General features: G+C 69.6%; 24 protein-coding genes. 15 read left to right on the top strand and 9 right to left on the bottom strand.

All coding sequences use genetic code 11. The features are described 5' to 3' along the window. Positions 1–13: 13 nt before the first annotated feature. Positions 14–997, bottom strand: a complete 984-nt coding sequence (locus G412_RS0101450) for a helix-turn-helix transcriptional regulator (RefSeq protein WP_078606719.1) — start codon at positions 995–997, stop codon at positions 14–16. Positions 998–1,312: 315 nt separating this feature from the next. On the opposite strand from G412_RS0101450, the gene G412_RS0101445 reads away from it, so the two are divergent. Continuing rightward, a complete protein-coding gene (locus tag G412_RS0101445) occupies positions 1,313–1,633 on the top strand; it encodes a Rieske (2Fe-2S) protein (protein WP_028810502.1) in 321 nt (106 codons plus the stop codon). A gap of 173 nt (positions 1,634–1,806) precedes the next feature. On the opposite strand, the gene G412_RS0101440 is transcribed toward G412_RS0101445, so the two are convergent. Beyond that, the gene (locus tag G412_RS0101440) at positions 1,807–2,238 is read right to left on the bottom strand and encodes a pyridoxamine 5'-phosphate oxidase family protein (RefSeq protein ID WP_028810501.1); all 432 of its coding nucleotides are present in this window, start codon (positions 2,236–2,238) and stop codon (positions 1,807–1,809) included. Positions 2,239–2,350: 112 nt separating this feature from the next. On the opposite strand from G412_RS0101440, the gene clpB reads away from it, so the two are divergent. The 5 genes from clpB (at position 2,351) to G412_RS0101410 (ending at position 8,301) form a co-directional block, all read left to right on the top strand. Beyond that, positions 2,351–4,936: an ATP-dependent chaperone ClpB gene (gene clpB / locus G412_RS0101435; RefSeq protein WP_028810500.1), complete on the top strand. Its 2,586-nt coding sequence runs from the start codon at positions 2,351–2,353 to the stop codon at positions 4,934–4,936. Positions 4,937–5,058: 122 nt separating this feature from the next. Further along, positions 5,059–5,589 (top strand): type III secretion system chaperone family protein, encoded by a 531-nt coding sequence (locus G412_RS0101430; protein WP_028810499.1) that lies wholly within the window; start codon positions 5,059–5,061, stop codon positions 5,587–5,589. A 369-nt stretch (positions 5,590–5,958) separates the two neighbouring features. Continuing rightward, positions 5,959–6,162, top strand: a complete 204-nt coding sequence (locus tag G412_RS0101420) for a cold-shock protein (protein WP_028810498.1) — start codon at positions 5,959–5,961, stop codon at positions 6,160–6,162. Positions 6,163–6,418: 256 nt separating this feature from the next. Continuing rightward, positions 6,419–7,930: a DEAD/DEAH box helicase gene (locus tag G412_RS0101415; protein WP_028810497.1), complete on the top strand. Its 1,512-nt coding sequence runs from the start codon at positions 6,419–6,421 to the stop codon at positions 7,928–7,930. A 62-nt stretch (positions 7,931–7,992) separates the two neighbouring features. Continuing rightward, positions 7,993–8,301, top strand: a complete 309-nt coding sequence (locus tag G412_RS0101410) for an SCO5918 family protein (protein ID WP_028810496.1) — start codon at positions 7,993–7,995, stop codon at positions 8,299–8,301. Between the two features lie 111 nt (positions 8,302–8,412). Here G412_RS0101410 and G412_RS0101405 read toward each other — a convergent pair whose 3' ends face one another. Both G412_RS0101405 and G412_RS0101400 read right to left on the bottom strand, forming a co-directional pair. After that, a complete protein-coding gene (locus G412_RS0101405; protein WP_028810495.1) occupies positions 8,413–8,772 on the bottom strand; it encodes a hypothetical protein in 360 nt (119 codons plus the stop codon). Positions 8,773–9,270: 498 nt separating this feature from the next. Then, positions 9,271–10,509: a pyridoxal phosphate-dependent aminotransferase gene (locus G412_RS0101400; RefSeq protein WP_078606718.1), complete on the bottom strand. Its 1,239-nt coding sequence runs from the start codon at positions 10,507–10,509 to the stop codon at positions 9,271–9,273. Positions 10,510–10,628: 119 nt separating this feature from the next. Between G412_RS0101400 and G412_RS37580 the strand changes: the two genes are divergently transcribed. From G412_RS37580 to fbaA, 7 genes are all read left to right on the top strand, one after another. Continuing rightward, the gene (locus G412_RS37580; RefSeq protein WP_208857827.1) at positions 10,629–10,841 is read left to right on the top strand and encodes a hypothetical protein; all 213 of its coding nucleotides are present in this window, start codon (positions 10,629–10,631) and stop codon (positions 10,839–10,841) included. A gap of 338 nt (positions 10,842–11,179) precedes the next feature. Beyond that, the gene (locus tag G412_RS0101395; protein WP_028810493.1) at positions 11,180–11,716 is read left to right on the top strand and encodes a DUF2617 family protein; all 537 of its coding nucleotides are present in this window, start codon (positions 11,180–11,182) and stop codon (positions 11,714–11,716) included. Positions 11,717–11,752: 36 nt separating this feature from the next. Next, positions 11,753–13,372 (top strand): polyamine aminopropyltransferase, encoded by a 1,620-nt coding sequence (locus G412_RS0101390; protein ID WP_028810492.1) that lies wholly within the window; start codon positions 11,753–11,755, stop codon positions 13,370–13,372. Positions 13,373–13,458: 86 nt separating this feature from the next. Then, the gene (locus tag G412_RS0101385; RefSeq protein WP_028810491.1) at positions 13,459–14,310 is read left to right on the top strand and encodes an SRPBCC family protein; all 852 of its coding nucleotides are present in this window, start codon (positions 13,459–13,461) and stop codon (positions 14,308–14,310) included. Positions 14,311–14,396: 86 nt separating this feature from the next. Continuing rightward, the gene (locus G412_RS0101380; protein ID WP_028810490.1) at positions 14,397–15,194 is read left to right on the top strand and encodes an aldose epimerase family protein; all 798 of its coding nucleotides are present in this window, start codon (positions 14,397–14,399) and stop codon (positions 15,192–15,194) included. A 23-nt stretch (positions 15,195–15,217) separates the two neighbouring features. Beyond that, positions 15,218–15,757 (top strand): orotate phosphoribosyltransferase, encoded by a 540-nt coding sequence (gene pyrE / locus G412_RS0101375; protein WP_028810489.1) that lies wholly within the window; start codon positions 15,218–15,220, stop codon positions 15,755–15,757. A 198-nt stretch (positions 15,758–15,955) separates the two neighbouring features. Continuing rightward, complete coding sequence (gene fbaA, locus G412_RS0101370; RefSeq protein ID WP_028810488.1) at positions 15,956–16,978, top strand: class II fructose-bisphosphate aldolase; 1,023 nt, start codon at positions 15,956–15,958, stop codon at positions 16,976–16,978. Positions 16,979–17,057: 79 nt separating this feature from the next. Here the strand turns inward: fbaA and G412_RS0101365 are convergent, their stop codons facing one another. The 3 genes from G412_RS0101365 to G412_RS0101355 are packed head-to-tail and all read right to left on the bottom strand — an operon-like array spanning position 17,058 to position 19,047. Continuing rightward, the gene (locus tag G412_RS0101365; protein WP_037647267.1) at positions 17,058–17,516 is read right to left on the bottom strand and encodes a nuclear transport factor 2 family protein; all 459 of its coding nucleotides are present in this window, start codon (positions 17,514–17,516) and stop codon (positions 17,058–17,060) included. Beyond that, a complete protein-coding gene (locus tag G412_RS32865; RefSeq protein WP_051338041.1) occupies positions 17,513–18,160 on the bottom strand; it encodes a DUF1579 family protein in 648 nt (215 codons plus the stop codon). The genes G412_RS0101365 and G412_RS32865 overlap by 4 nt, the downstream gene beginning before the upstream one ends. Next, on the bottom strand, positions 18,157–19,047 hold the full coding sequence (locus G412_RS0101355) for an alpha/beta hydrolase (RefSeq protein ID WP_028810486.1): 891 nt from the start codon (positions 19,045–19,047) through the stop codon (positions 18,157–18,159). Before G412_RS0101355 ends, G412_RS32865 begins: the two co-directional genes overlap by 4 nt. Before the next feature lie 130 nt (positions 19,048–19,177). On the opposite strand from G412_RS0101355, the gene G412_RS32860 reads away from it, so the two are divergent. Together G412_RS32860 and G412_RS0101345 are read left to right on the top strand one after the other, a co-directional pair. Beyond that, positions 19,178–20,155 carry a LuxR C-terminal-related transcriptional regulator gene (locus G412_RS32860; protein ID WP_037647265.1) on the top strand — a complete coding sequence of 326 codons (978 nt, stop codon included), beginning with the start codon at positions 19,178–19,180 and terminating at the stop codon, positions 20,153–20,155. 32 nt (positions 20,156–20,187) lie between these two features. Continuing rightward, entirely contained in the window at positions 20,188–21,663 is a 1,476-nt protein-coding gene (locus G412_RS0101345; protein ID WP_028810485.1) for an MFS transporter, read from the top strand. Between the two features lie 88 nt (positions 21,664–21,751). Here G412_RS0101345 and G412_RS0101340 read toward each other — a convergent pair whose 3' ends face one another. After that, complete coding sequence (locus tag G412_RS0101340) at positions 21,752–22,171, bottom strand: DUF3151 domain-containing protein (protein WP_028810484.1); 420 nt, start codon at positions 22,169–22,171, stop codon at positions 21,752–21,754. 114 nt (positions 22,172–22,285) lie between these two features. After that, positions 22,286–25,816, bottom strand: a complete 3,531-nt coding sequence (gene car / locus G412_RS32855) for a carboxylic acid reductase (RefSeq protein ID WP_425274434.1) — start codon at positions 25,814–25,816, stop codon at positions 22,286–22,288. Between the last annotated feature and the right edge of the window lie 297 nt (positions 25,817–26,113).

Genomic DNA, 26,113 nt, shown 5'->3' with positions numbered 1-26,113 from the left:
GCTCACGCGGTAGTCAGTGATCCTGCTCCAGGATGCTCGACTGCGCGATGAGGTAGCCGAGTTGGGCGCGGCTGCCGCTGCCGAGGGTGGCGGCGAGCTTGGCTATGTGCGCGCGGGCGGTGCGTACGTTCATGCCGAGCCGGCGGGCGATGGCCTCGTCGACGTACCCCTCGACGAGCAGCTTGGCGATGGAGCGCTGAACGCCGGATATGCCGTCGGGGGTGTGGTCGTACGAGACCTGCTCCTGGAGCGGTACTCCACGTTGCCAGAACTGCTCGAAGACGGCCGCGAGGTACTCGACCAGGCCGGGATGGCGCAGTTCCAGGGCGACTTGACGGTCGTCGCGCGCGGGTATGAAGGCGACCGTACGATCGAAGATCATCAGTCGTTCTATGAGCTGTTCGAGCGTCCGTATCTCGACTTTGCCCTCGGCCATACGTTCCGCGTAGGCAAGCGTGCCCTGGCTGTGGCGGACTGTGTGCTGATACAGGGTGCGCATGCTGACGCCTCGGCCGATGAGCGCCTGGCCCCGCTCCAGCGCCTCGTGGAGGGCGTGTTCGCTGCGTCCGCCGCCGGGTTGGACGGTAAGCACTTCTGTGCGGCACTCGGCCGTGGCGAGGTCTATGGCCGCGTTGATCCGGTTGAAGCCCTCCAGCACGGTGATGGCGTGAGTGGTGGGGGGATCCTGTGCGCTGATGGCCATGAATGGCTCAAACGAGTCGGCCAGTTCAATGGTCAAGTGCCTGCGCTCGCGGATTTCACGCTCGATGGGGTGCAGGCGTTGAGCCAGCGCGGCGGACGGCGGAACCGGGCGGAGCCAGTCGGCGTCGTCCGGGTCGGGGTGCAGCAGCGCGAACTCCATGAGGCAGGGAGCGGGTGTGACCTCGGTGCGAGCGATCCGTCCGGCGCGCAGAGCGCTGGCGTAGAGGCGTCTTCCTTCGTCGCACAGATCAGTTACGGCATGGGGATGTGCCTGATTTGAGTCACTTGCGGTCATAACTCCACCCCCCAGGGTCCTGAACGTGCAGGAACATGATGCATCGACCCAGTGGTGTTGACGTGGCCGAATAGGCCATGGTCGTGGTGCGGGGAGAGAAGAAACCTTTCAAGTGAGGACGAAGCCGACTATGTACAAGAGAATGCTTCGCTCGGTACTTGCGACTGCCTTCGCAGCCGGGCTGGCCCTCGGTACTGGGACCACGATGGATGACCTCGCCTGGGACAGCAAGCCTGCGGGCGGGGGTCCGGCTGGTGCACAGGCAGAGTCTCCGCCGGACCTGGGCTGGGACAGTGTGCCGGCCAAGACAGACGCATGACTGTTCCACCGGACGACCGCACCTTCAGGCGTGAGATGGCCACCGCGTACCGCTCCGGGTGGCACTTCATCGATCTGGTCACGGCCATTCCCCACCGTGGCGACTCGCTGATGGTCACGCTGTTCGGCGAGCCGATCCTGGTCGCGCGTGAAGAGGATGAGGACGTCCGTGCCTACCGGTGCCTTCGCAAGCCGCGGGGTGGCCCGCAACCCGTTCGCTGTGCCGTGCGTTACGGCATGGTCTTCGTCAATCTCGACCAGCGTGACCACCAGCTGATCGAACCAGAAACCAGCACCGCCACCCCCCGCAGCGCCTGAAGCGATTCCCCCGTCGTTCACAATCGCTCAGGCGCTCCCCCACACAGCGGCGTCATCGTGGACCTGAACACGATGGCGCCGCTGTGCTGCGTACGTACGGGCGGACAGGCCGTGTCGGGCCGCGTCAGACGTGTCAGTCCGTGTCAGTCCGTGTCAGTCCGTGTCAGTCCGTGTCAGTCCGTTCGGGCCGTGCTCGGGGCGCGGCCCATCGCGCGGTCCAGGGTGATCTCGATCAGGACGCGGTCCGGGTTCGGCGCCGGCGTGCGCTCGTACCGCTCGGCGTAGCGGCGTACCGCCTCCTCGATGAGGTCCGGTTCCGTACGGACCACCGCGCGCCCTTCGAGCGTCGCCCAGTGGCCGCCCTTCACCTGGCAGACGGCGACCCGTGCGCCCCCCTCGCCCGCGGCCTGCACGTTCGCCACCTTCGTGCTGGTCTTGTTGGTGATGACACGGGCGAGCCCCGCCTCGGGGTCGTACGTCACGCCGACCGGCACGACGTGCGGTGAGCCGTCCGGGCGCAGGGTTGTCAGGGTGCACAGGTGGTACTCGCGCCAGAAGGCGAGGTAGTCCGGGCTGGGGTTCCGTACGTCGAGATCATTGGCCATGACGGCACAATAGCCGCTGTCCTCCCGTCCTTGAGTGGAATAGACTCAAGTTTGCGTATGCTGTGTATGTCATAGCTGGGAAGAAGGCGACCCGCCGAGGAGGAGAGAGCCAGTGGACGCAGAGCTGACCAACAAGAGCCGGGAGGCGATCCAGGCGGCGAGCAACCGCGCCGTCAAGGACGGACATGCGGACCTCACGCCCGCGCATCTGCTGCTGGCCCTGCTCGCGGGCGAGGACAACGCCAACATCATCGACCTGCTGGCCGCCGTCGAGGCCGACCAGGCGGCCGTACGCTCCGGAACCGAGCGGGTGCTCGCCGCGCTGCCCAGCGTGACGGGGTCCACCGTCGCCCCGCCCCAGCCCAACCGCGAGCTGCTCGCGGTCATCGCCGACGCCTCCCAGCGGGCGAAGGAGCTGGGTGACGAGTACCTGTCGACGGAACACCTGCTCATTGGCATCGCGGCCAAGGGCGGCAAGGCCGGGGACGTACTGTCCCAGGAGGGCGCGAGCGCCGAGCGGCTGCTGGACACGTTCGAGAAGATCAGGGGAGGACGCCGGGTGACCACACCGGACCCGGAGGGTCAGTACAAGGCCCTGGAGAAGTTCGGCACCGACTTCACGGCGGCCGCGCGCGAGGGCAAGCTCGACCCGGTCATCGGGCGGGACCAGGAGATCCGGCGCGTCGTGCAGGTCCTGTCGCGGCGTACGAAGAACAACCCCGTGCTGATCGGTGAGCCGGGTGTCGGCAAGACGGCCGTCGTCGAAGGGCTCGCCCAGCGCATCGTCAAGGGCGACGTACCCGAGTCGCTGAAGAACAAGCGGCTGGTGTCGCTGGACCTCGGCGCGATGGTCGCCGGGGCCAAGTACCGCGGCGAGTTCGAGGAGCGGCTCAAGACCGTCCTCTCCGAGATCAAGGCGAGCGACGGGCAGATCATCACCTTCATCGACGAGCTGCACACCGTCGTCGGGGCCGGCGCCGGCGGTGACTCCGCCATGGACGCCGGCAACATGCTCAAGCCGATGCTGGCCCGCGGCGAGCTGCGCATGGTCGGTGCGACGACGCTCGACGAGTACCGGGAGCGGATCGAGAAGGACCCCGCCCTGGAGCGCCGCTTCCAGCAGGTGCTGGTCGCCGAGCCGACCGTCGAGGACACCATCGCGATCCTCCGCGGCCTCAAGGGGCGGTACGAGGCCCACCACAAGGTGCAGATCGCGGACTCCGCGCTGGTGGCGGCCGCGGCCCTCTCGGACCGGTACATCACCTCCCGGTTCCTCCCCGACAAGGCCATCGACCTCGTCGACGAGGCCGCGTCGCGGCTCCGCATGGAGATCGACTCCTCGCCCGTCGAGATCGACGAACTCCAGCGCTCCGTCGACCGGCTGAAGATGGAGGAACTCGCGCTCAAGAACGAATCCGACCCGGCGAGCAAGCAGCGGCTGGAGAAGCTCCGCCGCGACCTCGCTGACAAGGAGGAGGAGCTGCGCGGCCTCAACGCCCGCTGGGAGAAGGAGAAGCAGGGCCTCAACCGGGTCGGTGAGCTGAAGGAGAAGCTCGACGACCTGCGCGGCCAGGCCGAACGCGCCCAGCGCGACGGCGACTTCGACACCGCCTCCAAGCTGCTGTACGGCGAGATCCCCGGCCTGGAGCGCGAGCTGGAGGAGGCCGCCGCCGCCGAGGCGGAGGTCCGTACGGACACCATGGTCAAGGAGGAGGTCGGCCCCGACGACATCGCCGACGTCGTCGGCTCCTGGACCGGCATCCCCGCCGGACGCCTCCTCGAAGGCGAGACGCAGAAGCTGCTGCGGATGGAGGACGAGCTGGGCAAGCGGTTGATCGGCCAGCACCAGGCGGTGCGCGCCGTCTCGGACGCGGTACGCCGCACCCGCGCCGGCATCGCCGACCCGGACCGCCCCACCGGCTCCTTCCTCTTCCTGGGCCCGACCGGTGTCGGCAAGACCGAGCTGGCCAAGGCGCTCGCGGACTTCCTCTTCGACGACGAGCGGGCCATGGTCCGCATCGACATGAGCGAGTACAGCGAGAAGCACAGCGTCGCGCGGCTGGTCGGCGCGCCTCCCGGTTACGTCGGGTACGAGGAGGGCGGCCAGCTCACCGAGGCGGTCCGCCGCCGCCCGTACAGCGTCGTACTCCTCGACGAGGTCGAGAAGGCCCACCCCGAGGTCTTCGACATCCTGCTCCAGGTCCTCGACGACGGCCGGCTGACCGACGGGCAGGGGCGGACGGTCGACTTCCGCAACACCATCCTCGTCCTGACGTCGAACCTCGGCAGCCAGTACCTGGTCGAGCCGACGACCAGCGAGGAAGTGAAGAAGGAGCAGGTCCTGGAGCTCGTACGGGCCTCCTTCAAGCCGGAGTTCCTCAACCGGCTCGATGACCTGGTCGTCTTCTCGGCCCTGTCGCGGGACGAGCTGGCGCACATCGCCGAGCTCCAGATCGGCCGCCTCGCCAAGCGCCTCGCCGACCGCCGCCTCACCCTCGACATCACTCCGGCGGCCCTGGCCTGGCTCGCGGACAAGGGCAACGACCCGGCCTACGGCGCCCGCCCGCTGCGCCGCCTCATCCAGACGGCGATCGGCGACCGGCTCGCGAAGGAGATCCTCGCGGGCGAGATCACCGACGGCGACACGGTCCGGGTGGACCGGGCCGGGGACGGCCTGTCGGTCGGGCGCGCCGAGTAAGGCGCTCCAGGGAAGGCTCGTCAGTCAGGTTTGCGCCCGCAGCGGATCGCGGGTGGCAGGGCTTGCCACTGGTGCCCCGAGATGGGAGAGGATGGAAGAAACCGTACGAAGGGAAATTCACGGTGAGCATCGACCCGTCCTCGATCCCGAACTTCGGGGGCCAGCCCGAACCGCAGCCCGAAGGGCCTGCGGGCCCCGTGGTCCCGGACCAGGACCTCGTCAAGCAGCTGCTGGAGCAGATGGAGCTGAAGTACGTCGTCGACGACGAGGGCGACCTCGCCGCGCCGTGGGAGGAATTCCGCACGTACTTCATGTTCCGCGGCGAGGACGACCAGCAGGTCTTCTCGGTACGGACGTTCTACGACCGGCCGCACCAGATTGAGGAGAAGGTCCAGCTCCTCGAACTGATCGACGACTGGAACCGCCGCACGCTGTGGCCCAAGGTCTACAGCCACACCCACGACGACGGCACCGTCCGTCTCATCGGTGAGGCGCAGATGCTGATCGGCACCGGCGTCAGCCTGGAGCACTTCGTGTCGTCGACGGTCGGCTGGGTGCGCGCCTCGATCGAGTTCGACAAGTGGCTCGTCGAGCAGCTCGGCCTGGAGAAGGACGTCGACTCCGCCGAGGGCGACGGCGACGGCGAGGCCTGAGCACCGCGCGTCACAACGGCACCGGGGCGATCGTCACCAGATACGTCCCGTAGCTCAGCGAGAGCCCGGCCAGGGCGGCGGTCACCACGATCGCGGCCCTCGGCCGGGCTTTCGTCATGGTGTCCGATTCGGGGTGAGTGAATATCTGTAGCCGCGAAGTAAGAAATTGAAGCAACGCGGGTCGAGGATATCTCGTACAACCGGCAGGGTGGAATTGCTGACGCCGCAGAGTCGATCCTGCCGTGCTACTGTCGATACAAGTTGCAGTTGTGGTTCGTACTGCCGGTAAATTTTCCGGGCGGGGCAATCATCGCGGCGACGCGGAGCCGCAAAGTGCGGACTCCGGGCACTGCCCCGAAGGAGATTGACATGGCATCTGGCACCGTGAAGTGGTTCAACGCGGAAAAGGGTTTCGGCTTCATCGAGCAGGACGGTGGCGGCGCTGACGTGTTCGCCCACTACTCGAACATCGCCGCCCAGGGCTTCCGCGAGCTGCTGGAAGGCCAGAAGGTGAACTTCGACATCGCGCAGGGCCAGAAGGGCCCGACGGCCGAGAACATCGTTCCCGCCTGACGCTCGCGCGCAGTCTGAGCTGGGGCCCGCACCTTGGGGTGCGGGCCCCAGCTCGTTGCATTTCTGGGCCATATTCCGTATGGCATTCAATCCCGTATCGCTGGGATTTTGAGCGACTGTAACTGACCCGCTGTTTCTTGCGCCGGTCGGATTCGCTTTCGTTTTGGCTTTCATTTTGGTTCGTTCTTGCGATTCTCCGTGCTGATCGACCGCTGCGGGAATTCCTTGATACGTGCCGCATCGAGGAAGGTTCCGTATGAACCGCACACGCACGAACGACCGCTTCCCGCACAGCCGCTCGTCGGCCCCCGGCCGCTCGGGCGCACCGAGCCGCTCGGGCGCACCGAGCCGTTCAGGCGCACCGAGCCGTTCAGGCGGACAGGGCCGCTCGGGTGGTTACGGCCGTCGGGCCGGCGCGCCGCAGGGCGAGTTCGCACTGCCCAAGACGATCACCCCCGCGCTGCCCGCCGCCGAGATGTTCGCCGACCTCGACATGCCCGAGCAGCTCCTCGCCGCGCTCGGTGCCGAGGGCGTGACGGTGCCGTTCCCGATCCAGGGCGCGACCCTGCCGAACACCCTCGCCGGCCGTGACGTCCTGGGCCGCGGACGGACCGGCTCCGGCAAGACGCTGGCCTTCGGACTGGCCCTGCTGGCCAGGACGGCCGGACAGCGCGCCGAGCCGCGCCAGCCGCTGGCCCTGGTGCTCGTACCGACCCGTGAGCTTGCCCAGCAGGTGACCGACGCCCTCACCCCGTACGCCCGCTCCGTCAAGCTGCGGCTCGCCACGGTCGTCGGAGGGATGTCCATCGGCAGGCAGGCCGGCGCACTGCGCAGCGGCGCCGAGGTCGTCGTGGCGACGCCGGGCCGGCTCAAGGACCTCATCGACCGTGGCGACTGCCGGCTGAACCAGGTGGCCATCACGGTGCTGGACGAGGCCGACCAGATGGCCGACATGGGCTTCATGCCGCAGGTCACGGCCCTGCTCGACCAGGTCCGTCCGGAGGGGCAGCGGATGCTGTTCTCCGCCACCCTGGACCGCAACGTCGACCTGCTGGTCCGCCGCTACCTGACCGATCCCGTCGTGCACTCGGTCGACCCCTCCGCCGGTGCGGTCACGACGATGGAGCACCACGTCCTGCACGTCCAGGGCGCCGACAAGCACGCCGCCACCACCGAGATCGCCGCCCGCGACGGCCGCGTGATCATGTTCCTGGACACCAAGCACGCCGTCGACCGGCTGACCCAGGACCTGCTCAACAGCGGTGTACGGGCTGCCGCGCTGCACGGCGGCAAGTCGCAGCCGCAGCGCACCCGCACGCTCGACCAGTTCAAGAGCGGGCATGTGACCGTGCTGGTGGCGACCAACGTCGCCGCCCGCGGCATCCACGTCGACAACCTCGACCTCGTCGTCAACGTCGACCCGCCGACCGACCACAAGGACTACCTGCACCGCGGCGGCCGTACCGCCCGCGCGGGCGAGTCCGGCAGCGTCGTCACCCTGGTCACCCCGAATCAGCGCCGCGACATGGTGCGCCTCATGTCGGACGCCGGGATCCGCCCGCAGGTCACCCAGGTGCGCTCGGGCGAGGCCGAACTGAACCGCATCACCGGCGCGCAGTCCCCCTCGGGCGTCCCGGTCGTCATCACGGCGCCGGTGTCCGAGCGCCCCAAGCGCGGCGCCGCCTCCTCCCGGTCGCGGCGCAGCCGCCCCGCGCAGGCTCCGCGCCGTACCGCCCAGCGGCAGCCGGCCTTCGACGCGGCGGCCTAGAACCGCCTGCTTCGTCCCGGCCGGACCGTTTCTCCCCCAACCCTTAAACCCTGTGAGGCATCATGCGCTGTGTCATCGCCCGCTTCCCGTTCGAGCTGACGAAGAGCGGCGTTCTGGAGTTGATGAAGGGCGTCAAGCCCGAACCGATCACCGGTGAGTCCGTGATCATCGGCCGCCGCCACTACCCCATCAAGCAGGCGGGGGAGGTCATCACCCGCCAGGACCGCCGTGATTTCAGCGCCGGCGAAGTCCTGCGCGCCATGACACTCCTCGGTTTCACCTGCCGTACGCTCCCCACGGCCGCACCCGTGCCCGCCCTCAGCCCGCTCCAGCAGGCTTCCCGGATGCTCGGCACTCCTGTGGCCGTCTGACCGGCGGCAGGCGTACGCCGACACCTGAGACAGCAGTGAGGGCCTGACCGGCACGCCGGTCAGGCCCTCACTGCTGTCTCTCTCGCCCGGCACGCGTCGTAGCGGCCCGGCTCAGTGGTCGGAGTAGCTGAAGTCGCCCATGGTCCAGGCGCTGACGTCCTGGATCGAGACGCGGTACATCCCGCCCGTCTCCGGGATCCCCACCGTGCCCTGGAGGATCCGGGCGACGTGGAAGTGCAGATGAGTGGGCGGCCCGTCCTCGCGGGCGGAGGCGGTGAAGATGCCGGAGAACTCGCTCAGGCTCTTCGAATCCGTCAGGACCTCCGACACCCGCTGCCGCCACACGGCCTCGGGTGCCAGTCGACCGGTGATGACGGTGCCACCGGTGACCACGGTCAGGGACATCTGATTGCTTTGCCCGGACTCCACCATGGCGGCGACGTCAACGAGCAGCTCGTCAGGCTTCGACATGAGAGCCAATTCTATGCACCGGCCCTGCCCGGGCCGACGTCGGCGGTCTGCGCGGTCGCCTGCGCCTCGTTGGTGCGGCGCGTCGGGGGACCCTGGTGCCGTTCGGCACCAGGGTCCCTGGGGGATCAACACCATTTGCCAGCTCCTGCTGGAACTGCGGGACTGCTCGCGACCCCTGTGAGCCGCCGGCCCGGCAGCCAGTGACAGTGCCCCTACGTGCGTCCGGCCCTGTCACTCCACCGCCGTGCCACAATCCGCCCCTTGTGGGCCGTCCGGCCCGGCAGCCAACCTCAGGACCCCGCATCCATCCGGCCCTGACATTCCACTGCCGTGCCACAACTCGCTCGAACCTGCATGCGCGGCAGTTCGTCTCTGCCGCGCCTCACTTGCTGTCTTGGCTACGAGCAAAACCCTACCCCACCGAACGGCAATGTCTACTACCGTCACGACAGATTTCTTTCTGGCCCGGAATCCGGGATTCTGTCGTCCCCGCTCCCGTCAGGGCGCCAGCCGCCGGAGGCGGGTCACCGCCTCGTCCAGGACGTCCTTCTGCTTGCAGAAGGCGAAGCGGACGAACGGGGCGCCCTGCTCCCGGTGGTCGTAGAAGACCGCGTTCGGGACCGCGACCACCCCGCACCGCTCCGGCAGCGCGCGGCAGAAGGCGAAGCCGTCGCTCTCGCCCAGCGGGCGGATGTCCGTGGTGACGAAGTACGTGCCGGCCGGGCGGTAGACCTCGAAGCCCGCGTCGGCGAGCCCGGCCGACAACAGGTCGCGCTTGGCGCGCAAGTCGTCCCGGAGGGCGGTGAAGTACGTCTCGGGCAGACGCAGCGCCTCGGCGACGGCGTACTGGAAGGGACCGGCCGACACGTAGGTCAGGTACTGCTTCGCACTGCGGACGGCCGTCACCAGGGCGGGGGACGCCGTGATCCAGCCGACCTTCCAGCCGGTGAAGGAGTACGTCTTGCCCGCCGAGGAGATGGTGACCGTGCGCTCCCGCATGCCGGGGAAGGACGCGAGCGGGATGTGTTCGCCGTCGAACACCAGGTGCTCGTACACCTCGTCGGTGATGACGAGCAGGTCGCGCTCGACCGCCAGTGCGGCGATGGCCGCGAGTTCCTCGCGGGTCAGGACGGTGCCGGTGGGGTTGTGCGGGGTGTTGAGGAGGATGAGGCGGGTGCGCGGGGTGACGGCGGCGCGCAGTTCGTCGAGGTCGAGTACGTAGCGGTCCTGGTGGGGACGCAGGGTCACCGGGACGCGCGTGCCGCCCGCCATCGCGATGCAGGCGGCGTACGAGTCGTAGTACGGCTCCAGGGCGATGACCTCGTCACCGGGCTCCAGCAGGGCGAGGAGGGACGCGGCGATGGCCTCGGTGGCGCCGGCGGTGACGAGGACCTCGGTGTCGGGGTCGAAGGACAGGCCGTAGCGGCGCTGCTGGTGGCCGGCGATCGCGGTGCGCAGTTCTGGGACGCCGGGGCCGGGCGGGTACTGGTTGCCGCGGCCGTCGCGCAGGGCGCGGACCGCGGCTTCCCTGACCTCCTCGGGGCCGTCGGTGTCGGGAAAGCCCTGGCCGAGGTTGATCGCGCCGGTTTTCAGGGCCAGCGCCGACATCTCCGCGAAGATCGTCGTACCGAACTCCGCCAGCCTGCGGTTGAGGAGGGGGCGGGGGAGGGGGCGGGCGCGAGGACCGTCGTCCTGGCCGCGTGCGTCGTGGTCTGCCGGCGTCGTCATGGCGGCCATCCTGTGCCGAACCTCTGGAGTTGCTCAAGTCTGCTTTGGCTGCCGGATGCCATGGGCATCCCCCAGTCACGTAAGGAGCGAGCACCTCGCTTCGGGGGACCGGAAGGACGGTGGGGGCCGTGGCGATCATGGAAATCGGCCTGGTGGTGCTGGTGGTGCTGGTGATCGTGGGGCTCGCGTCGGTCGGGCGGAGGCGTGGAGGCCGGCGCTCCCGCAAGAGCGGGGGCGGCTGGTGGGAGGGCAGTCACAGCAGCGGGTCGTCGAGCGGTGGTGGTTGGTCCTGCGGCGGTGGCGGTGGCGGCGGTTGTGGTGGAGGCGGCGGAGGCGACTGACACGGGGCAGTCGGTCCGCCTGCGCGCGGCCGCCGCAGGGCGCGCGCAGGCACCACATCAGCACCACTACGAGCGTCAGGCCCGTGCGCCCGGCGGGTTAACTCCCGCCGGGCGCTTAGTTGTTGAACAGTTGAACCGTTCAGCCCCCGCGGGGATGGAAACCACTGCAAGTTGGGTAAAAACGCTTTGAGTACAGCGCACTTCATGATTCCCTCACAGTCGAGAACTTCAGCCCTCGGCCCCCATGTGGACCCGAGCAGGCGGTCCCCGAACTCCTCGACCTCGTCTTCCGGTGACCCCGGTCCACCATTCCGAACGCCTGTCTGCGGAGCCCACTCATGCTCACGACTCTCAAGACTGCCTACACCGACACGCGCGCCGCCGATCTCGCCTGGGCGCTGGGGCGCGAGCCGCTTCCGGCCCTGGCCGTGCTGGATCTCCGACTCGACGGCATGCTGCTCCAGTTGAGGCTCCTCGGCGCCTCCCACCAAGTGCTCCTGGAGGACGACGAAGGGTCCTGCTCCGAGACGGTCGCCTGCATGCCGGGCAGCAGTACGCCGCTGCCGCTGGGCGTGGCCAAGCGGCTCGGGGAATGGGAGTACGAGTTCGCCGCACGCGTCGAGACCCTCACGCAGGGCCAGTTCGCGGGGCGCGCGCAGGAACTGCTCGCGCTGGTCGCCGACCACCCCAACAGCCTCGCGGGCACGTTTCCCGGCAGCCCGCACGCGTTCACGGCGATGCTGGCACAGCGGTACGAGGGGCAGGTGAGGTGGCGTACCTGGCACGCGTACCCGCAGGAGGGGCAGTTGGTCGTGACGCGGTCACGTGTCGGCGTGCGTATGCCTGTTTCGCTGGAGTCTCACCCTTGTGGGTGACGGGTGGTTAGCCCTTTGTGACGTAGCGTTCCCATGGTGATCGATTCGCCTGTGTCACTGTCGGATCCGGAAGCCCCGGCGGCCCTGCCTGTGCCGCCGCGGACCGCCCGGTTCCTGGTGCTCGGCGTGGTGTTCGTCTGTGCCGCCTGCGGACTCGTGTACGAGCTGGAACTGGTCGCCCTCGCCTCGTACTTGATCGGGGACTCGGTCACCCAGGCGTCCGTCGTGCTCTCGGTGATGGTCTTCGCGATGGGACTCGGCTCGCTGCTCGCCAAGCGGCTGCGGTGCCGCGCGGCCGTGGGCTTCGGCCTGCTGGAGGCGGCGCTGGCGCTGTGCGGCGGCACGTCGGCGCTGATGCTGTACGCGACGTTCGCCTGGCTCGGCGGGGCGCAGTACGCGCTGGTCGGCTTCTCACTGGCGATCGGCGTGCTCATCGGCGCCGAGATTCCGCTGCTGATGACGCTGATCCAGCGCGTGTCCCGGCGCGGGGAGCGCCGTGACACGAGTGGCGACGTGGCGGACCTCTTCGCCGCGGATTACGTCGGGGCGCTGGTCGGCGGCCTGGCCTTCCCGTTCGTCCTGCTGCCGCTCTTAGGCCAGTTGACGGGCGCGCTGGTCACGGGCGCCGTGAATACGGTGGCGGGCGGGGCGCTGGTGCTGTGGCTCTTCCGGCACGAGCTGACGCGCCGTGAGCGCCGGCTGCTGGTCGTGGCGAACGTGGTGGCGCTGGCGCTGCTCGCCACCGCGACCGCCCTGGTCGGCGACTTCGAGCGGGCGGCGCGGCGGGCGGTGTACGGGGAGCGGGTGCGGGTCGCCGTACAGACGGACCTGCAGGAGATCGTCGTCACCGGCGCCCCCGGCGGGCCGCTCGACCTTTTCCTCGACGGGCGGCTGCGGGTCGGCGGCCGCGACGAGCACCGGTACCACGAGGCGCTGGTGCACCCCGCGATGCGCGGGCGCCACGCACGCGTGGTGATCCTGGGCGGCGGCGACGGGCTCGCGGCGCGGGAGGTGCTGCGCTATCCGGGCGTGGAGTCGGTCACGGTGGTCGAGCTGGACCCGGCCGTCGTCGAGCTGGCCCGTAAGGACCCGGCCCTGTCGGCGCTGAACGGCGGCGCCCACCAGGACCCCCGGCTGCGGATCGACACCGCCGACGCGTTCACCTGGCTGCGGGAGGAGGGGCCGCGCCGGCCGCCGTACGACGTGGTGATCTCCGATCTGCCCGACCCCGGTATCAGCGCGAGCACGAAGCTGTACTCGCAGGAGTTCTACGGGCTGGCGTCGCGCGTCCTGGCGGGCGGTGGGCGCGTGGCCGTCCACGCGGGGCCGCTGGCGACCCGGCCGAAGGCCTACTGGACGGTCGACGCGACGCTGCGGGCGGCGGGCCTGCGGACGCGTCCGTACCGTGCGACCGGCCGCCTCTCCGGGTTCACCGGGGGGCCGGACCGTTCCTCGGGTACGGCGGTGGCCCCGCACGACTGGGGTTTCATACTCGCCGCGCGGGACACGCGCCCCGGTCTCGGCCTGGCCCCCGACGCGCCCCGGCTGCGGTCGCTCACGCCGGCGGTCCTGCGGTCGGCGGAGCGGTCGGCGCTCGGCGCGCGGGTGCGGGGGCTGGAGCCTTCTACGCTGGTGCATCCGCGCTACACGTACTGAAGTACGGTCCGGTACGTCCGGATCCGTGTGCGGATTCCTCGCCGAGTCGGGTACATGGCGGGCGTGCGTGAGTAGGCTCGGTTCCCATGGAGCATGAGGTGTTCGTTCCGGTTCCGGCTGAGACCCTGCGACAGGCGCTGGGGGACCCCGCCCGGGTGGCGCGCTGCGTTCCGGGGCTCCAGCAGGATGCCGACGAGGCGTCCGGCCCGCTCGCGGGGCGGCTGAAGGTCCGCATCGACGGCCACACGATCACTTACCGGGGAACGCTGCGTGTCACCGGGCAGCCGGACGGCACCTTCGCCGTCGAGGGCGAGGGCACGGAGGCGCGCGGCACGGGCTCGGTCAAGCTGGCGCTGACGGCACGCCTGACGGAGGCCGGTGGCGGTACGACGGTGACGTACGCGGGGACGGCGAGCGGCGAGGGCCGCATCACGGAGCTCGACCCGCCGGCGACGCTGTCCGCGTCCCAGCGGCTGCTGGACCGCTTCACCGCCCGGCTGGCGGATGCGCGGGCGGACGGCGGGCGCGGGGCCTCCGAAGGCGAGGCGGCCGACGCGGCCGACGCGGCCGAGGGGACTGCTGAGTCGAGGGCGTCGGTGTTTGAGACGGAGGTGCCGCCGCCGTCGCTGGACCCGCTGGCCGACGTACCGGTCGTACCGGATGTGCCCGACGTACCGGAGGCGGCCGACCTGTCGGAGGACATGCCGGGGGTGCCCTCCCCGTCCGAGCCCCCGGCCGAGGCGGCTCACGCGCGGCGCACGATGATCGGCCGCAGCGCGGAGGAGGTCGACCACGCGCCGCCCCGCGGGCGCTACGCGCCGGTCCCCGCCCCGCAGTCCACGTCGACGACCGACACGCTGCGCTGGATCGCCCCGGCGGCCGCGCTGGCGCTGGCTTCGGCGGTGGTGATGGGCCGGGTGCTGCGGCGCAGGCGCTGAGCTTTTGGCTGCCGCGGGTGGCGGGATGCTTGCCGCTTGGATGTTGCGCGCGCCCCAGCCGGCCGGCAGCCCATAGGGTCGGCAGGATGAGCACCCATGAGACGCGTCTGGCGGCGGGCGACGCCGAGCTGACCATCGCCCAGGACAACGGCTGCCGCATCACGGGCCTGCGCATCGGCGGCACCGAGCTGCTGCGCCAGGGGGAGCGCTACGGCTGCTTCCCGATGGTGCCGTGGTGCGGCCGCCTCAACCACGGCAGGTTCCTCAACGGCGCGACCACGCACCAACTGCCGCTCAACTCCCCGCCCCACGCCATCCACGGCACCGGCCGCGACGCCGCCTGGCACACCGCGCGGGCCGAGAAGAGCGAGGCCGCGTTCACGTACGACCTGGCCGACCCGTGGCCGTACGACGGCAGGGTCACGCAGGCGTTCGGGCTGTCCGAGGACTCGCTCGTCCTGACGATGGGGATCGAGACGTACGGCGACTCCTTCCCGGCGCAGGCCGGCTGGCACCCGTGGTTCGTGCGCAACATCGGCGGCGGGGAAGGTGAGGACGTGCGGATCGACTTCGCCCCCGCCTGGCAGGAGGAGCGCGGTGACGATCACCTCCCCACCGGGCGGCGGATCGCTCCGCGCCCCGGCCCCTGGGACGACTGCTTCGGGATGCCCGACGGCGTGGACGTCACACTCACCTGGCCGGGGCAGCTGGAGCTGAAGGTGACGAGCCGCGCCGAATGGGTGGTCGTGTACGACGAGCAGTCCGAAGCGGTGTGCGTGGAGCCGCAGTCGGGGCCGCCGAACGGGCTCAACACGATGCCGCGGTTCGTGACGCCCATCGAACCGCTGGAGATCGAGACCATCTGGACCTGGCGGCGACTGTGAAGCGGCGGCTTTAAGCTCATGGCATGACTGACGTACGTGGTGAGCTGCTCCAGCAGATCAAGGACAAGGCCGTGGTGCACGGCAAGGTGACCCTGTCTTCGGGGATCGAGGCCGACTGGTACATCGACCTGCGCCGGATCACGCTGGACGGTGAGGCCGCGCCGATGGTGGGCCAGGTGATGCTCGACGCCACCGCCGAGCTCGACTACGACTGCGTGGGCGGGCTGACCCTGGGCGCCGACCCGGTGGCCACCTCGATGCTGCATGCCTCCGCCGCGCGCGGACAGCGGCTCGACGCGTTCGTCGTACGCAAGGCCGGCAAGGCGCACGGGATGCAGCGCCGGATCGAGGGCACGGACGTCAAGGGCCGCCGCTGCCTGGTCGTCGAGGACGTCTCGACCACGGGTGGCTCGCCGCTGACCGCCGTCGAGGCCGTCCGCGAGGCGGGCGGCGAGGTCGTCGGTGTCGCGGTGATCGTGGAGCGGGGCGCCGCCCCGAAGATCGCGGAGGCCGGTCTTCCGTACATCAACGCCTACTCGCTGGAGGAGCTCGGCCTCGCCTGACGCGCGTGGCTCTCGGGCTGACCTGCGCTTTTCGTCGAGGGCGGGCTGTTTCACGTGAAACAGCCCGCCCTTCGCGCAGGTCCGGGCAGTGCGCCCTGTGGAGTCGTGGCGAGAGTCTGGAAAGATAGGGGCGACGATGACGTCGCCCCCAGGTCAGGGCCCAGCACCACACACCCGCACGTCATAAGGAGCGGACAGATGCCCATCGCAACCCCCGAGGTCTACAACGAGATGCTCGACCGGGCGAAGGCAGGCAAGTTCGCCTACCCGGCCATCAACGTGACCTCGACCCAGACCTTGCACGCGGCGCTGCGCGGTTTCGCGGAGGCCGAGAGCGACGGCATCATCCAGATCTCCACCGGCGGCGCCGAGTTCCTGGGCGGCCAGTACTCCAAGGACATGGTGACCGGCGCCGTCGCGCTGGCCGAGTTCGCGCACATCGTCGCCGAGAAGTACCCGGTGACCATCGCGCTGCACACGGACCACTGCCCCAAGGACAAGCTGGACACGTACGTACGTCCGCTGATCGACGTATCCGCCGAGCGCGTCGCCAAGGGCCAGAACCCCCTCTTCCAGTCCCACATGTGGGACGGCTCCGCCGAGACCCTCGCCGACAACCTGGCCATCGGTCAGGAACTGCTCGCGAAGGCCGCCGCCGCGAAGATCATCCTTGAGGTCGAGATCACCCCGACCGGTGGCGAGGAGGACGGCGTCTCGCACGAGATCAACGACGAGCTCTACACCACCGTCGACGACGCGCTGCGCACCGCCGAGGCGCTCGGACTGGGCGAGAAGGGCCGCTACCTGCTGGCCGCCTCGTTCGGCAACGTGCACGGCGTCTACAAGCCGGGCAACGTCGTCCTGCGCCCCGAGCTGCTCAAGGACCTCCAGGCGGGCGTCGCCGAGAAGTACGGCAAGGCGTCCCCGTTCGACTTCGTCTTCCACGGCGGCTCCGGCTCCACGGCCGAGGAGATCGCCACCGCGCTGGAGAACGGCGTCGTGAAGATGAACCTCGACACCGACACCCAGTACGCCTTCACCCGCCCGGTCGCGGACCACATGTTCCGCAACTACGACGGTGTCCTGAAGGTCGACGGCGAGGTCGGCTCGAAGAAGACGTACGACCCGCGCACCTGGGGCAAGCTGGCCGAGGCGTCGATGGCCAAGCGCGTCACCGAGGCCTGCGCGAACCTGCGCTCCACGGGCACCAAGCTGAAGTAAGCGGGACCGCACGGCAGGGGCCCGGCACCGGATTCGCTGATCGCGGATTCGGTGCCGGGCCCCGCTCGTCAGCATGGGTTCAGCTCATGCGTGCCGCCGCCAGGGCGGGCAGATGCTGGTTGCCGTCCGCCCAGACCGTGGTCATCACCACCGCGTTGATCCGCCAGCCGCGCCCGGCCGTGCGGACCAGGCCGAAGCGGTACGTGCCGCCCAGCGTCCACAGCGGCGAGCCGTGCGGGGTGGCCAGCCGGTGGGTGGCCTGGAACGCGGCCGTGCAGACGGCGGTGTCGCCGTCGATGTCCACCAGGTGGTTGGTGATGAGGTGCTGGGTGGCGTCGTAACCGCCCAGCGCGTTCGTCCAGGCGGCGACGATCTCCGCCGGGGTGAGCTCGGCCGGCTCTCCTGCGGCCAGGCTGGTGTAGTCGAGGGTGACCTTCTCGGCGAAGACCCCGGCCAGCCGTTCCCACTCGCGCTGGTCGGCGTGGAACGCCATACGGGTGCAGGTCTCGATGACCGCCAGGCGGTCTTCCACAGTCACGGCCGCGTGCTCCTTCGTTCGTAGACGACACGGTCGACCAGGCGCTCCTGCTGCCCCGGCGGGGTGAAGTAGAGGTCGATCGTGTGGTGGTCGCCGGACCGGATCGTGATGACGGTCCGCATGGGGATGGTCTTGCCCAGGTAGTCGGGGCCGAGCACGCCGGGGTCGGTGAATTGCCCCGGCATCGAGATCTCGGACGCGGTGGCACTCCGTCGTGTTCCCCGGTACGTCATCGTCGTCGGCGTGACGCTGTCGAACGTCGTCCACTCGTACCGCTCGTCGATGTTCGAGTGACCGAGGACGCCCAGGCGGAAGTACGGCCGGCCCGCCAGCGTCCCGCGCGTCTCCTCCGAGAGGAAGCGTCCACCGGTCTTCTTGATCCACCGGACCTTCACGGTCATGTCGTGGGAGACGACCGGCTTCCCGCCCTCACCGAGGAGCCAGTTGGTCTTGGTGGCCTTCCACGTCCCGACGAGCGGATCGAGGTACCGGTGGGCGGGGCCCGGTGTCAGGTTGTCGCTCGGGGCGTCGCTCGTCGCGGCCGCCGGGGGCGCCGGGGGCGTCGCGGTCGCCGACGGCGCGACGGCCAGAGCGAGTACGCCCGCGAGCACGAGCGCCCGGCGGGGCAGCCGCACGGGGTTCATCGCAGCGCCCTCTCGAAGTGGGCGTCGGCCGCGTCCACCGCGGTCGTCACCTGGCTGTCCTGGTCGTAAAAATCGAACTGCGTGCCCGGTGTCCACAGCAGCTCCTTGGGGCCGGCGAGACCCGCGTGAAACCGCCGCGCCCCCTCGGGGATGGCCGCGTCCTCGCTGTGCAGGAGCAGCGTGGGCGCGGTGATCCGGGGCGCGAACGCCAGCGAGTCCAGGGTCAGCCACTCCTTCCACGCCATGACGGCGAAGCGGTTGGGCCAGGCGGGGACGGCGCCGCGCTCCGGGTTCAGGTAGAAGTCGATCTCGTACGGCATCGGCGCCCGCTCGTCGGTCGCGCTGACCACCGGTACGTACTCGACCTCGCCGGTCGCCTCGAAGTGGGCGCGGGCCTTCTCACCGGCGGCGATTTTCGCCCGTACGGCATCGGCTCCTCCGTACGCCTCCTCGCAGATCGCCGGGTCGTGCAGCCAGGGCGCCACCAGGGCGAGGGCCTTGACCCGGTCGTCGGCCGCGGCGTTGCCGGACATGTACATCGCGGCGGCGCAGATGCCGAGCGCCCCCAGCCGTTCGCCGTCCACGGCCGGGTGCCCGGCGAGGAACGTCACCGCGTGTCGGATGTCGTCGATCTTGAGCTGGGGCGATTCGACGTCCCGAGGCTCGCCTTCGGACTCGCCGAAGCCGGTGAAGTCGAAGGACAGGGCCGCGTAGCCGCGCTCGGCCAGCCGCTCGGCGTAACGGTCGGCCATCAGCTCCTTCACGCTCGTCCAGGTGCCGGCCACGACGACGCCCGGCACGGGCGGGGCCCCGCGCTCGGGAAGGAAGAGATTGCCGGTCAGCTTCGCTGTGCCGCCGGCGAAGGTCACCTTCTCGCAATGCGTCATTGTTCGTCCCCCTCGTCCGTGAATGCCGTCTCATATGACGGCCCGTGACGAGCATGCTGCTCAACTCGCTGGTACTGGTGGGTTGTCCGGCTGCGCGATCAAGCAGTGCGGGAAGACACAGGGGGGACAGATGTGTCGGGATGCGGAGAATACGCGACCGGAGCCGGCCGGGCCGGCCGTCCTGTGCGCGGCGGGACTGTCGGCGTACCGGGAGGCCATCACCTACGGCTCGGCCTCCGGCGACGTGCCGCGGTGCGTACGCGAGCTGGGGCTGCTGCGCCCCCATGGCGACGAGCCCGACGTCTACGTACCCGTACCGCCGGACGTCGCGGCCCATCAGCTCGCGCACCCCGTCGAGCGGACCCTCCTCGAAGGACAGCAGTGGCTCCTCGCCCTGCGCGACGCCTTCTCCCCCGCCGAGAAGCTGTACCGCGAGGAACGGCAACTGGCCGTCGCCCCGATCCGGCTGCTGCGCGCACCTGACGTCATCGTGGACACCCTGCGGAAGCTGAGCCGCTCCTGCCGCCGTGAGTTCCAGGCCGCCCAGCCCGGCGGCCCGCGGGATCCGGTCCGGCTCGCGAAGACGCTGCCGGCGATGCTCGCCCTGGTCGGGCGCGGGGTCCGGTACCGCACCCTTTATCAGCATTCGGTACGCACCCACGGGCCGACGCTCGACTTCATGGCCGAGGTCGACGCGGCGGGCGGGCAGTTCCGTACCCTCGACGAACTCTTCGGCCGGATGATCATCTACGACCGGTCGGTCGCCGTCGTCCCCGACCAGCGCTACTCGCTCGCACACCACGCGCTGCTGATCGACCATCCGGGCATCGCCGGCTTCCTGGCCGAAGTGTTCGACCACGCGTGGGCCCGGGCGGAACCTGTCGGCTTCGACGTACCGGACGCGCGGCCGGCGCCGTTGACGGACGAGAAGCGCCGTACCGTGCTGCGTCTGATGGTGGAGGGGCACACGGACGCGGCGATCGCGAGCCGTCTGGGGATGAGCACCCGTACGGTGTCCAACCACATGCGGCGGGCCGCGGACGAGTTCGGCAGCCGGAGCAGGGCGCAGCTCGCCTATCTCCTGGCGAAGTCGGGCCTTCTCGACTAGCCCGGCGGGGCGCGAGCCGGGAGGATGCCCGCATGGAGGGTGCCCGCGTGGACGTCCGGCTGTCCTCGGCCCGGGGCCGGTGGGTGATGCTCACCACCGTGCTCGGGTCCGCCATGGCGATGGTGGACGCCACCGTCGTCAACGTCGCGCTGCCCCGCGTCGGCGAGGATCTGGACGCCGATCTGGCGGCCCTCCAGTGGACCGTCAACGCCTACATGCTCACCCTGGCCGGGCTGATCCTGCTGGGCGGTGCGCTCGGGGACCGGTTCGGGCGGCGGAAGGTCTTCGTCGTCGGCGTGGTGTGGTTCGCGGCCGCCTCGCTGCTGTGCGGACTGGCGCCGGACGCCGGGATCCTGATCGCCGCACGCGCCCTCCAGGGCGTCGGCGGGGCCCTCCTGACGCCCGGCTCGCTGGCGCTCATCCAGGCCTCGTTCCACCCCGACGACCGGGCGAGGGCGGTGGGGGTGTGGTCCGGGCTCGGCGGGGTCGGCGCGGCCGTCGGACCCTTCCTGGGCGGCTGGCTGGTGGACGGGCCCGGCTGGCGCTGGGTGTTCCTGCTGAATGTGCCGCTGGCCCTGGTCTGTGTCCCGGTCGCGCTCAGGCACGTACCGGAGTCGCGGGATCCGCAGGCGCGCGGCCGGTTCGACGTGCTCGGCGCGGGGCTCGCGGCGCTGGCTCTGGGGCTCGTGACGTACGCGCTGATCGCGGCGCCCGACCAGGGGCCGTCGGCCGTGGTGGCCGGCTGCGGGGCCGCGGGCGTCGTGCTGGGGGCGGTCTTCGTGTACGTCGAGAAGCGGCGGGCCGATCCGATGATGCCGCTCACGCTGTTCGCGTCGCGGCAGTTCACGGCGATCAACGCGGTGACGCTGTGCGTGTACGCCGCGTTCAGCGGCTTCTTCTTCCTCACCGCTCTGCAGTTGCAGGTCGTGGTGGGTTACTCCGCTCTCCAGGCGGGTACGGCGCTGCTTCCCACGACGGTGCTCATGCTCTTCCTGTCCGCGAAGTCCGGCGAACTGGCCCAGCGCATCGGGCCGCGCGTCCCGCTCACGGTGGGTCCCCTGCTGTGCGCGGGCGGGACGCTGCTGATGCTGCGCGTGGGCGAGGGAGCGTCGTACGCCGCCGATGTGCTGCCCGCGATGCTGGTGATGGGCGCGGGCATGGTGACGCTGGTCGCGCCGCTCACCGCGACGGTGCTCGCTTCCGTGGCCACGGCGAAGGCGGGCCTGGCGAGCGGCATCAACAACGCCGCCGCGCGGGCGGCGGGCCTGGTCGCGGTGGCGGCGCTGCCGCTGCTGGCGGGGATGGGCCCGGAGGCGTACCGGTCGGCGGCGGAGTTCGGGGAGACGTTCCGGCGGGCGATGCCCATGTGTGCGGGGGTGCTGGTGGTGGGGGCGCTGGTCGCGTGGGTGACGGTACGTGGCCCCCGCGCCGGGGCCTGTGCCCCGCAGTCCCGCGTCAATTGCCCGCTGACGGCGCCGCCGCTGGAGGAGCCGGCGGGGGAGGGGTAGGCGGCGGGTGCGGGAGGGGGTGCTTCGTGCCGCCGCTGCTGTATGAACAGCGGCGGCATCGTTGTTCGTGCGGTGGTACTGCTGACGGCTAGCGCGCCAGCTCGTTGTACGCCTCCGCGCTGCTGTCCTTGAGGAACTGCCAGCACCGCTCCTTCTCCTCCGTCTCGCCGATCGCGTCGGCGGCGCGGGCGAGGGCGGCCAGGCAGCGCAGGAAACCGCGATTGGGGCGGTGGCTCCAGGGGATGGGGCCGTGCCCCTTCCAGCCGGAACGGCGAAGGGCATCGAGCCCGCGGTGGTAACCGGTGCGGGCATACGCGTAGGACTCGACCACACGGCCCGCCTCGAAGGCGTCGTCGGCGAGCATCGCCCAGGCGAGCGCGAACGTGGGGTGCTGCGCCACGACCTCGGCCGGCGGCCGGGACTCCTCGCCCAGCAGGCGGTACGCCTCTTCGTTCTCCGGCAGATGCGTCGGCTCCGGGCCGGAGAGGAGATTCTTGTGAGTCGTCATGAAGGCAGTCTGCCACTCGGGCCGTACAGGTGTGGCAAGCCCCCGCTGACCTGCGAGGCGGTGCCCCGACCGAGTTCAGACGGTCGGGGCACCGGGGCCGGGGTGTGGGCGAGGTCAGTCGGCCAGGCGACCCGTCCGGGGCGAAATGAGCTCCTTGAGGTCCGTCGCGTACTTCTCGATGAAGGCCGACGACAACTGCGGAATGTCACCCGCCGGACCCAGACGGGCGGCCTGGACCGCGGCCCTGAACCGGGCGGAGGGGATGGCGGATCCGGTGACGGCGCTCTCGGGGGTCCGGTGTCCGTGGAGGAGCGGAAGGATCGAGTGCTGCCGCTGCGGCTCGGGAGCCGCACGCAGGGCTGTCTCGAATCGGGCCAGCCACTCGTCGTATTCGTCCACCCGGTCAATGCGGTGGCCGGCCTCGTTCAGCCAGTCGACGAAGGTGTCGAGCGAGATGCCGTCGTCGTGCGGGTTCACCAGGCTGAAGGTCTGGTAGCCCTGCAGCGCGCTCCCGCCCAGCGTCACCACGGCCTCGGCGGTGAAATCAACGGGAAGGCCGTCGTAGTGGGCGCGCTGGCGCTTCCCGGCAGGGTCGGTCGCGTAGAAGGAGTGCGGTGCGATTCCGGTGATGATGAGGCTGAGCAGCAGCCGGGTGAACATATCGGGAATGTTCAGCTGTCCCGGATACGTGCTGTGCGCCAGGATCATGTTCGAGCGGAATGTCGTGACCGGGAGACCGCACAGGTCGTGTGCCTCCCGGAGCAGTACCTCGCCGGCCCACTTGCTGGTCGCGTAGCCGCTGGCGTAGCCGTCGTCGACCGGCTGGTCGGGGATGGCCTCGCGGACGTCGGAGTCCTCGTCCAGGGCCTGGTCGCCGTCCAGGGAGGCGGCGACGGCCACGCTGGAGATGTAGGTGAAGGCCTTGAGCCGGCTGGTGAGTCCCAGGCGTATGAGTTCGGCGGTCCCCACCACATTGGCGTCGAACAGGTGGTTGTACGGAAGGATGTGGTTCACCAGGGCTCCGGCGTGGACGATCAGGTCCACGTCGTCGGCCAGTTGCTGCCACATCTGGTCACTGAGACCGAGCTGCGGCTCCGCCATGTCGCCGGTGACGACTTCCAGGTGCGCGGCGGCCAGGTCCTGGAAGGCGCGGGTCAGTTCGTCGTCCCCGCCGCTGAAGGCTTCGTCGAGCCGGCTTCTGGCCGAGGCGTTGTCCTTTCCACGCACCACGCAGATCAGCTTGCCGCCCGTCGGGGCAAGCCGCTTCAGCCACTCCAGGCACAGGAAGCGGCCGAGGTAACCGCTCGCCCCCGTAAGGAGTACGGTGCGCGGCGCTCCGACGGGGCGGGGAAGCGACCTGGCGCCGGCTAGGGTCTCCGCGTCGATGAACTTGTCGAGGGTGAGGTCCCTGGCGTGGACCTCGGTGCTGCCGGCTCCGTGGACGGAGGCGAAGTCGACCCGCCGCACTCCGGCCGATTTCTTGCCCTCGATATAGCCGGCCAGCAACTGAAGGTCGTATCCGGGGCTGATGATCACGTCTACCGGTACCCGGATACCGAAGATGTCATGGAGGAGGTCGGAGAACGTCACCGCGGACATCGAATCTCCGCCGATCTCCCTGAAGCGGGCGGTGGGGCTCACCTCGACCGCCGAGGTGGAGAGCAGCGCCCGAGCCGCCCGCTGAACCGTCTCCAGAACGGGTCGGTTCATGCCGGTGCGGCGTACTTCACGCAATTCGTTGGTCTCCCTGGCGGAAATATCGGAGTACATCTCCTCCAGGTCCTGGCGGTACTTCTCCAGAAGCTGGGGCCGCAGGAGCTTTCGATGGTCCGAGAGCAGGCCGTTGTGCTGACTGAACGGCTCGGTCTCGATCAGGAAGTCACGCGGAATCTCATAGGAGTTCAGCCCGATGTCCTTCGCGATGCTCTGGAACGATTCGCCGAGAAGGTTCTTGAGCGTCGCCTCGTCGCCGCCGAACTGGTCGAGGGCGTCCGAGGTGGGGACGACCACCGCGAGGAGGTACGACCGCTCACTGTTTCCGTACACGAATATCTGGCGGACCAGCGGGCTGACGGCAAAGGTCGCTTCCAGGCCCGAGGTGGCGACGAATTCGCCCTGCGACAACTTGAGGACGTTCTTGCGCCGGTCCACGATGGCGTGCCGGCCCGGCTCGATCTCCGCGACGATGTCGCCCGTCCTGTAGTAGCCGTCCTCGTCGAAGATCTCCGCGTTCAGGTCGGGACGTTTGTAATAGCCGGGGACCATCGCCTCGGACTTCAGCAGGAGCTCCCCCCTCGGGTGGGGCAGGTCGGTGCGGTAATAACCGAGTTCGGGAACGTCGGCGAGTTTGTAGTCGGTGACCGGAGGGCTCAGCAACCTGCCGTCGACCGATACGGCAGCGGCCTCGGTGGAGCCGTAGATGATGTGCAGCTCGATTCCGAGCAGGGACTCGGTGAAATCCTTCAGCTCGGCCGACAGCGGAGCCGATCCGCAACTGGCCCACCCCACACGGCCGCCGAGGACCTTCTCGCGCATGTCCTTCTTGACTTCCGCCTCGATCAGCTCCGGATCACCGGTCCTGCCCGTGTGCCGGTCGAGTTCGCTCTGGTACTTCTGGAACAGCATTTCGCACACGCGCGGAACCAGGGACATCTCCGTGGGCCGTGCGAGCGCCATGTCCTCAAGGAATGAGGAAAGGTCGCTCTTCGCCGTGAAGTACGTGGTTCCGCCGCGCGACAGGGTGTTCTTCAGAGAGGAGTGCCCGGCGACATGGCTCATCGGCATGTAGTGGAGATTCACGGCATGCTCGTCCGAGAAAAGCTGGGACCAGGCGCCGCCCCACATCGCCCTGGACAGCCGCTCGGTGTACATGGCGCCCTTGGGCGTGCCCGTGCTTCCCGAGGTGTAGATGAGCATGGCGAGCGGATCCTCGTCGCCGGCGGGCTCGAACAGCGGTGCACGGGGCAGTTCGGCGCCCCGCTTGAACACCTCCGACAGCAGATCGATGTCCACTTCGCGCCCGTGCTGCTCAAGCCGGTCACGGGCGGACGTGAATATGTCGAACTGGTCTTCCACTTCCGGGTGATAGTCGAAGAGCACCAGGCGCCGGACCGACGGGCTCTTCAGCGTCAGCTCCACCGCGACGTCCAGACGCTCGGCGCTGGTGGCCACGACGACCGGCCCGGTCTCTTCGACGATGGCGGCGAGCTGCGGCACCGGGGAGCTGGTCTGGAGCGGCACGCTGACCGCGCCCAGATGGGCACAGGCCAGATCGATCGCCGTGTACTCGGCGCTCGCGAATCCCAGGATGGCCACCCGGTCCCCGGCCCGCACCCCGTACTCGGCACGGTGATGCCATTCGCTTGCGACGGAGCGGACGCGCTTCCACAGGTCGCCGAAGGTGGTCATTTCATACCTCGGCAGCAGGCCGATACGCGTGCGCCCCGTATCGGCCTCCCGTATGAACTCTGTCGCGCGTTCGCCCAGGGCAGGGCGATCCGCGTAGCGTTCCATTGTGTCGGCCATCACTCGCGCAAGTCGCATGATGAATCTCCGTATCGCATAACTGGAATACGCCAATTCCTGAGGTCGGGCGCCAGGCGATGCTAAGCACGACGGAACCGAACTGTTGGGCGAAGGAAGCAGACTCTGTCAGGTCCGTCCTGCGGCATTCGCGGACCGGGCCCCGCCCTCGCCCCACCTGACGAACTATGTGTTCCACGGTTGCCCGCCGGCGGCGCGGGCCCAAGAGTGGCACCTGTCCGAGAGACAGTCCCGGTCGGCGATGCGGAAGGCATCGAATTTCCACACCTGAGCGGCGGACAACGGCTCAGCGCTCCGGGACACATGGGCTTTCGTGGGGTGAAGCACCCTCCGGATCGAAAGCCGCCGAAGGACTCCTGAAATCGCCGGGCGTCAGGTGTGCGCGTCATTCCGTGCGGT

Source organism: Streptomyces flavidovirens DSM 40150 (assembly GCF_000429085.1).
Classification (GTDB): domain Bacteria; phylum Actinomycetota; class Actinomycetes; order Streptomycetales; family Streptomycetaceae; genus Streptomyces; species Streptomyces flavidovirens.
This window is presented reverse-complemented; position numbering and strand designations above follow the sequence as displayed.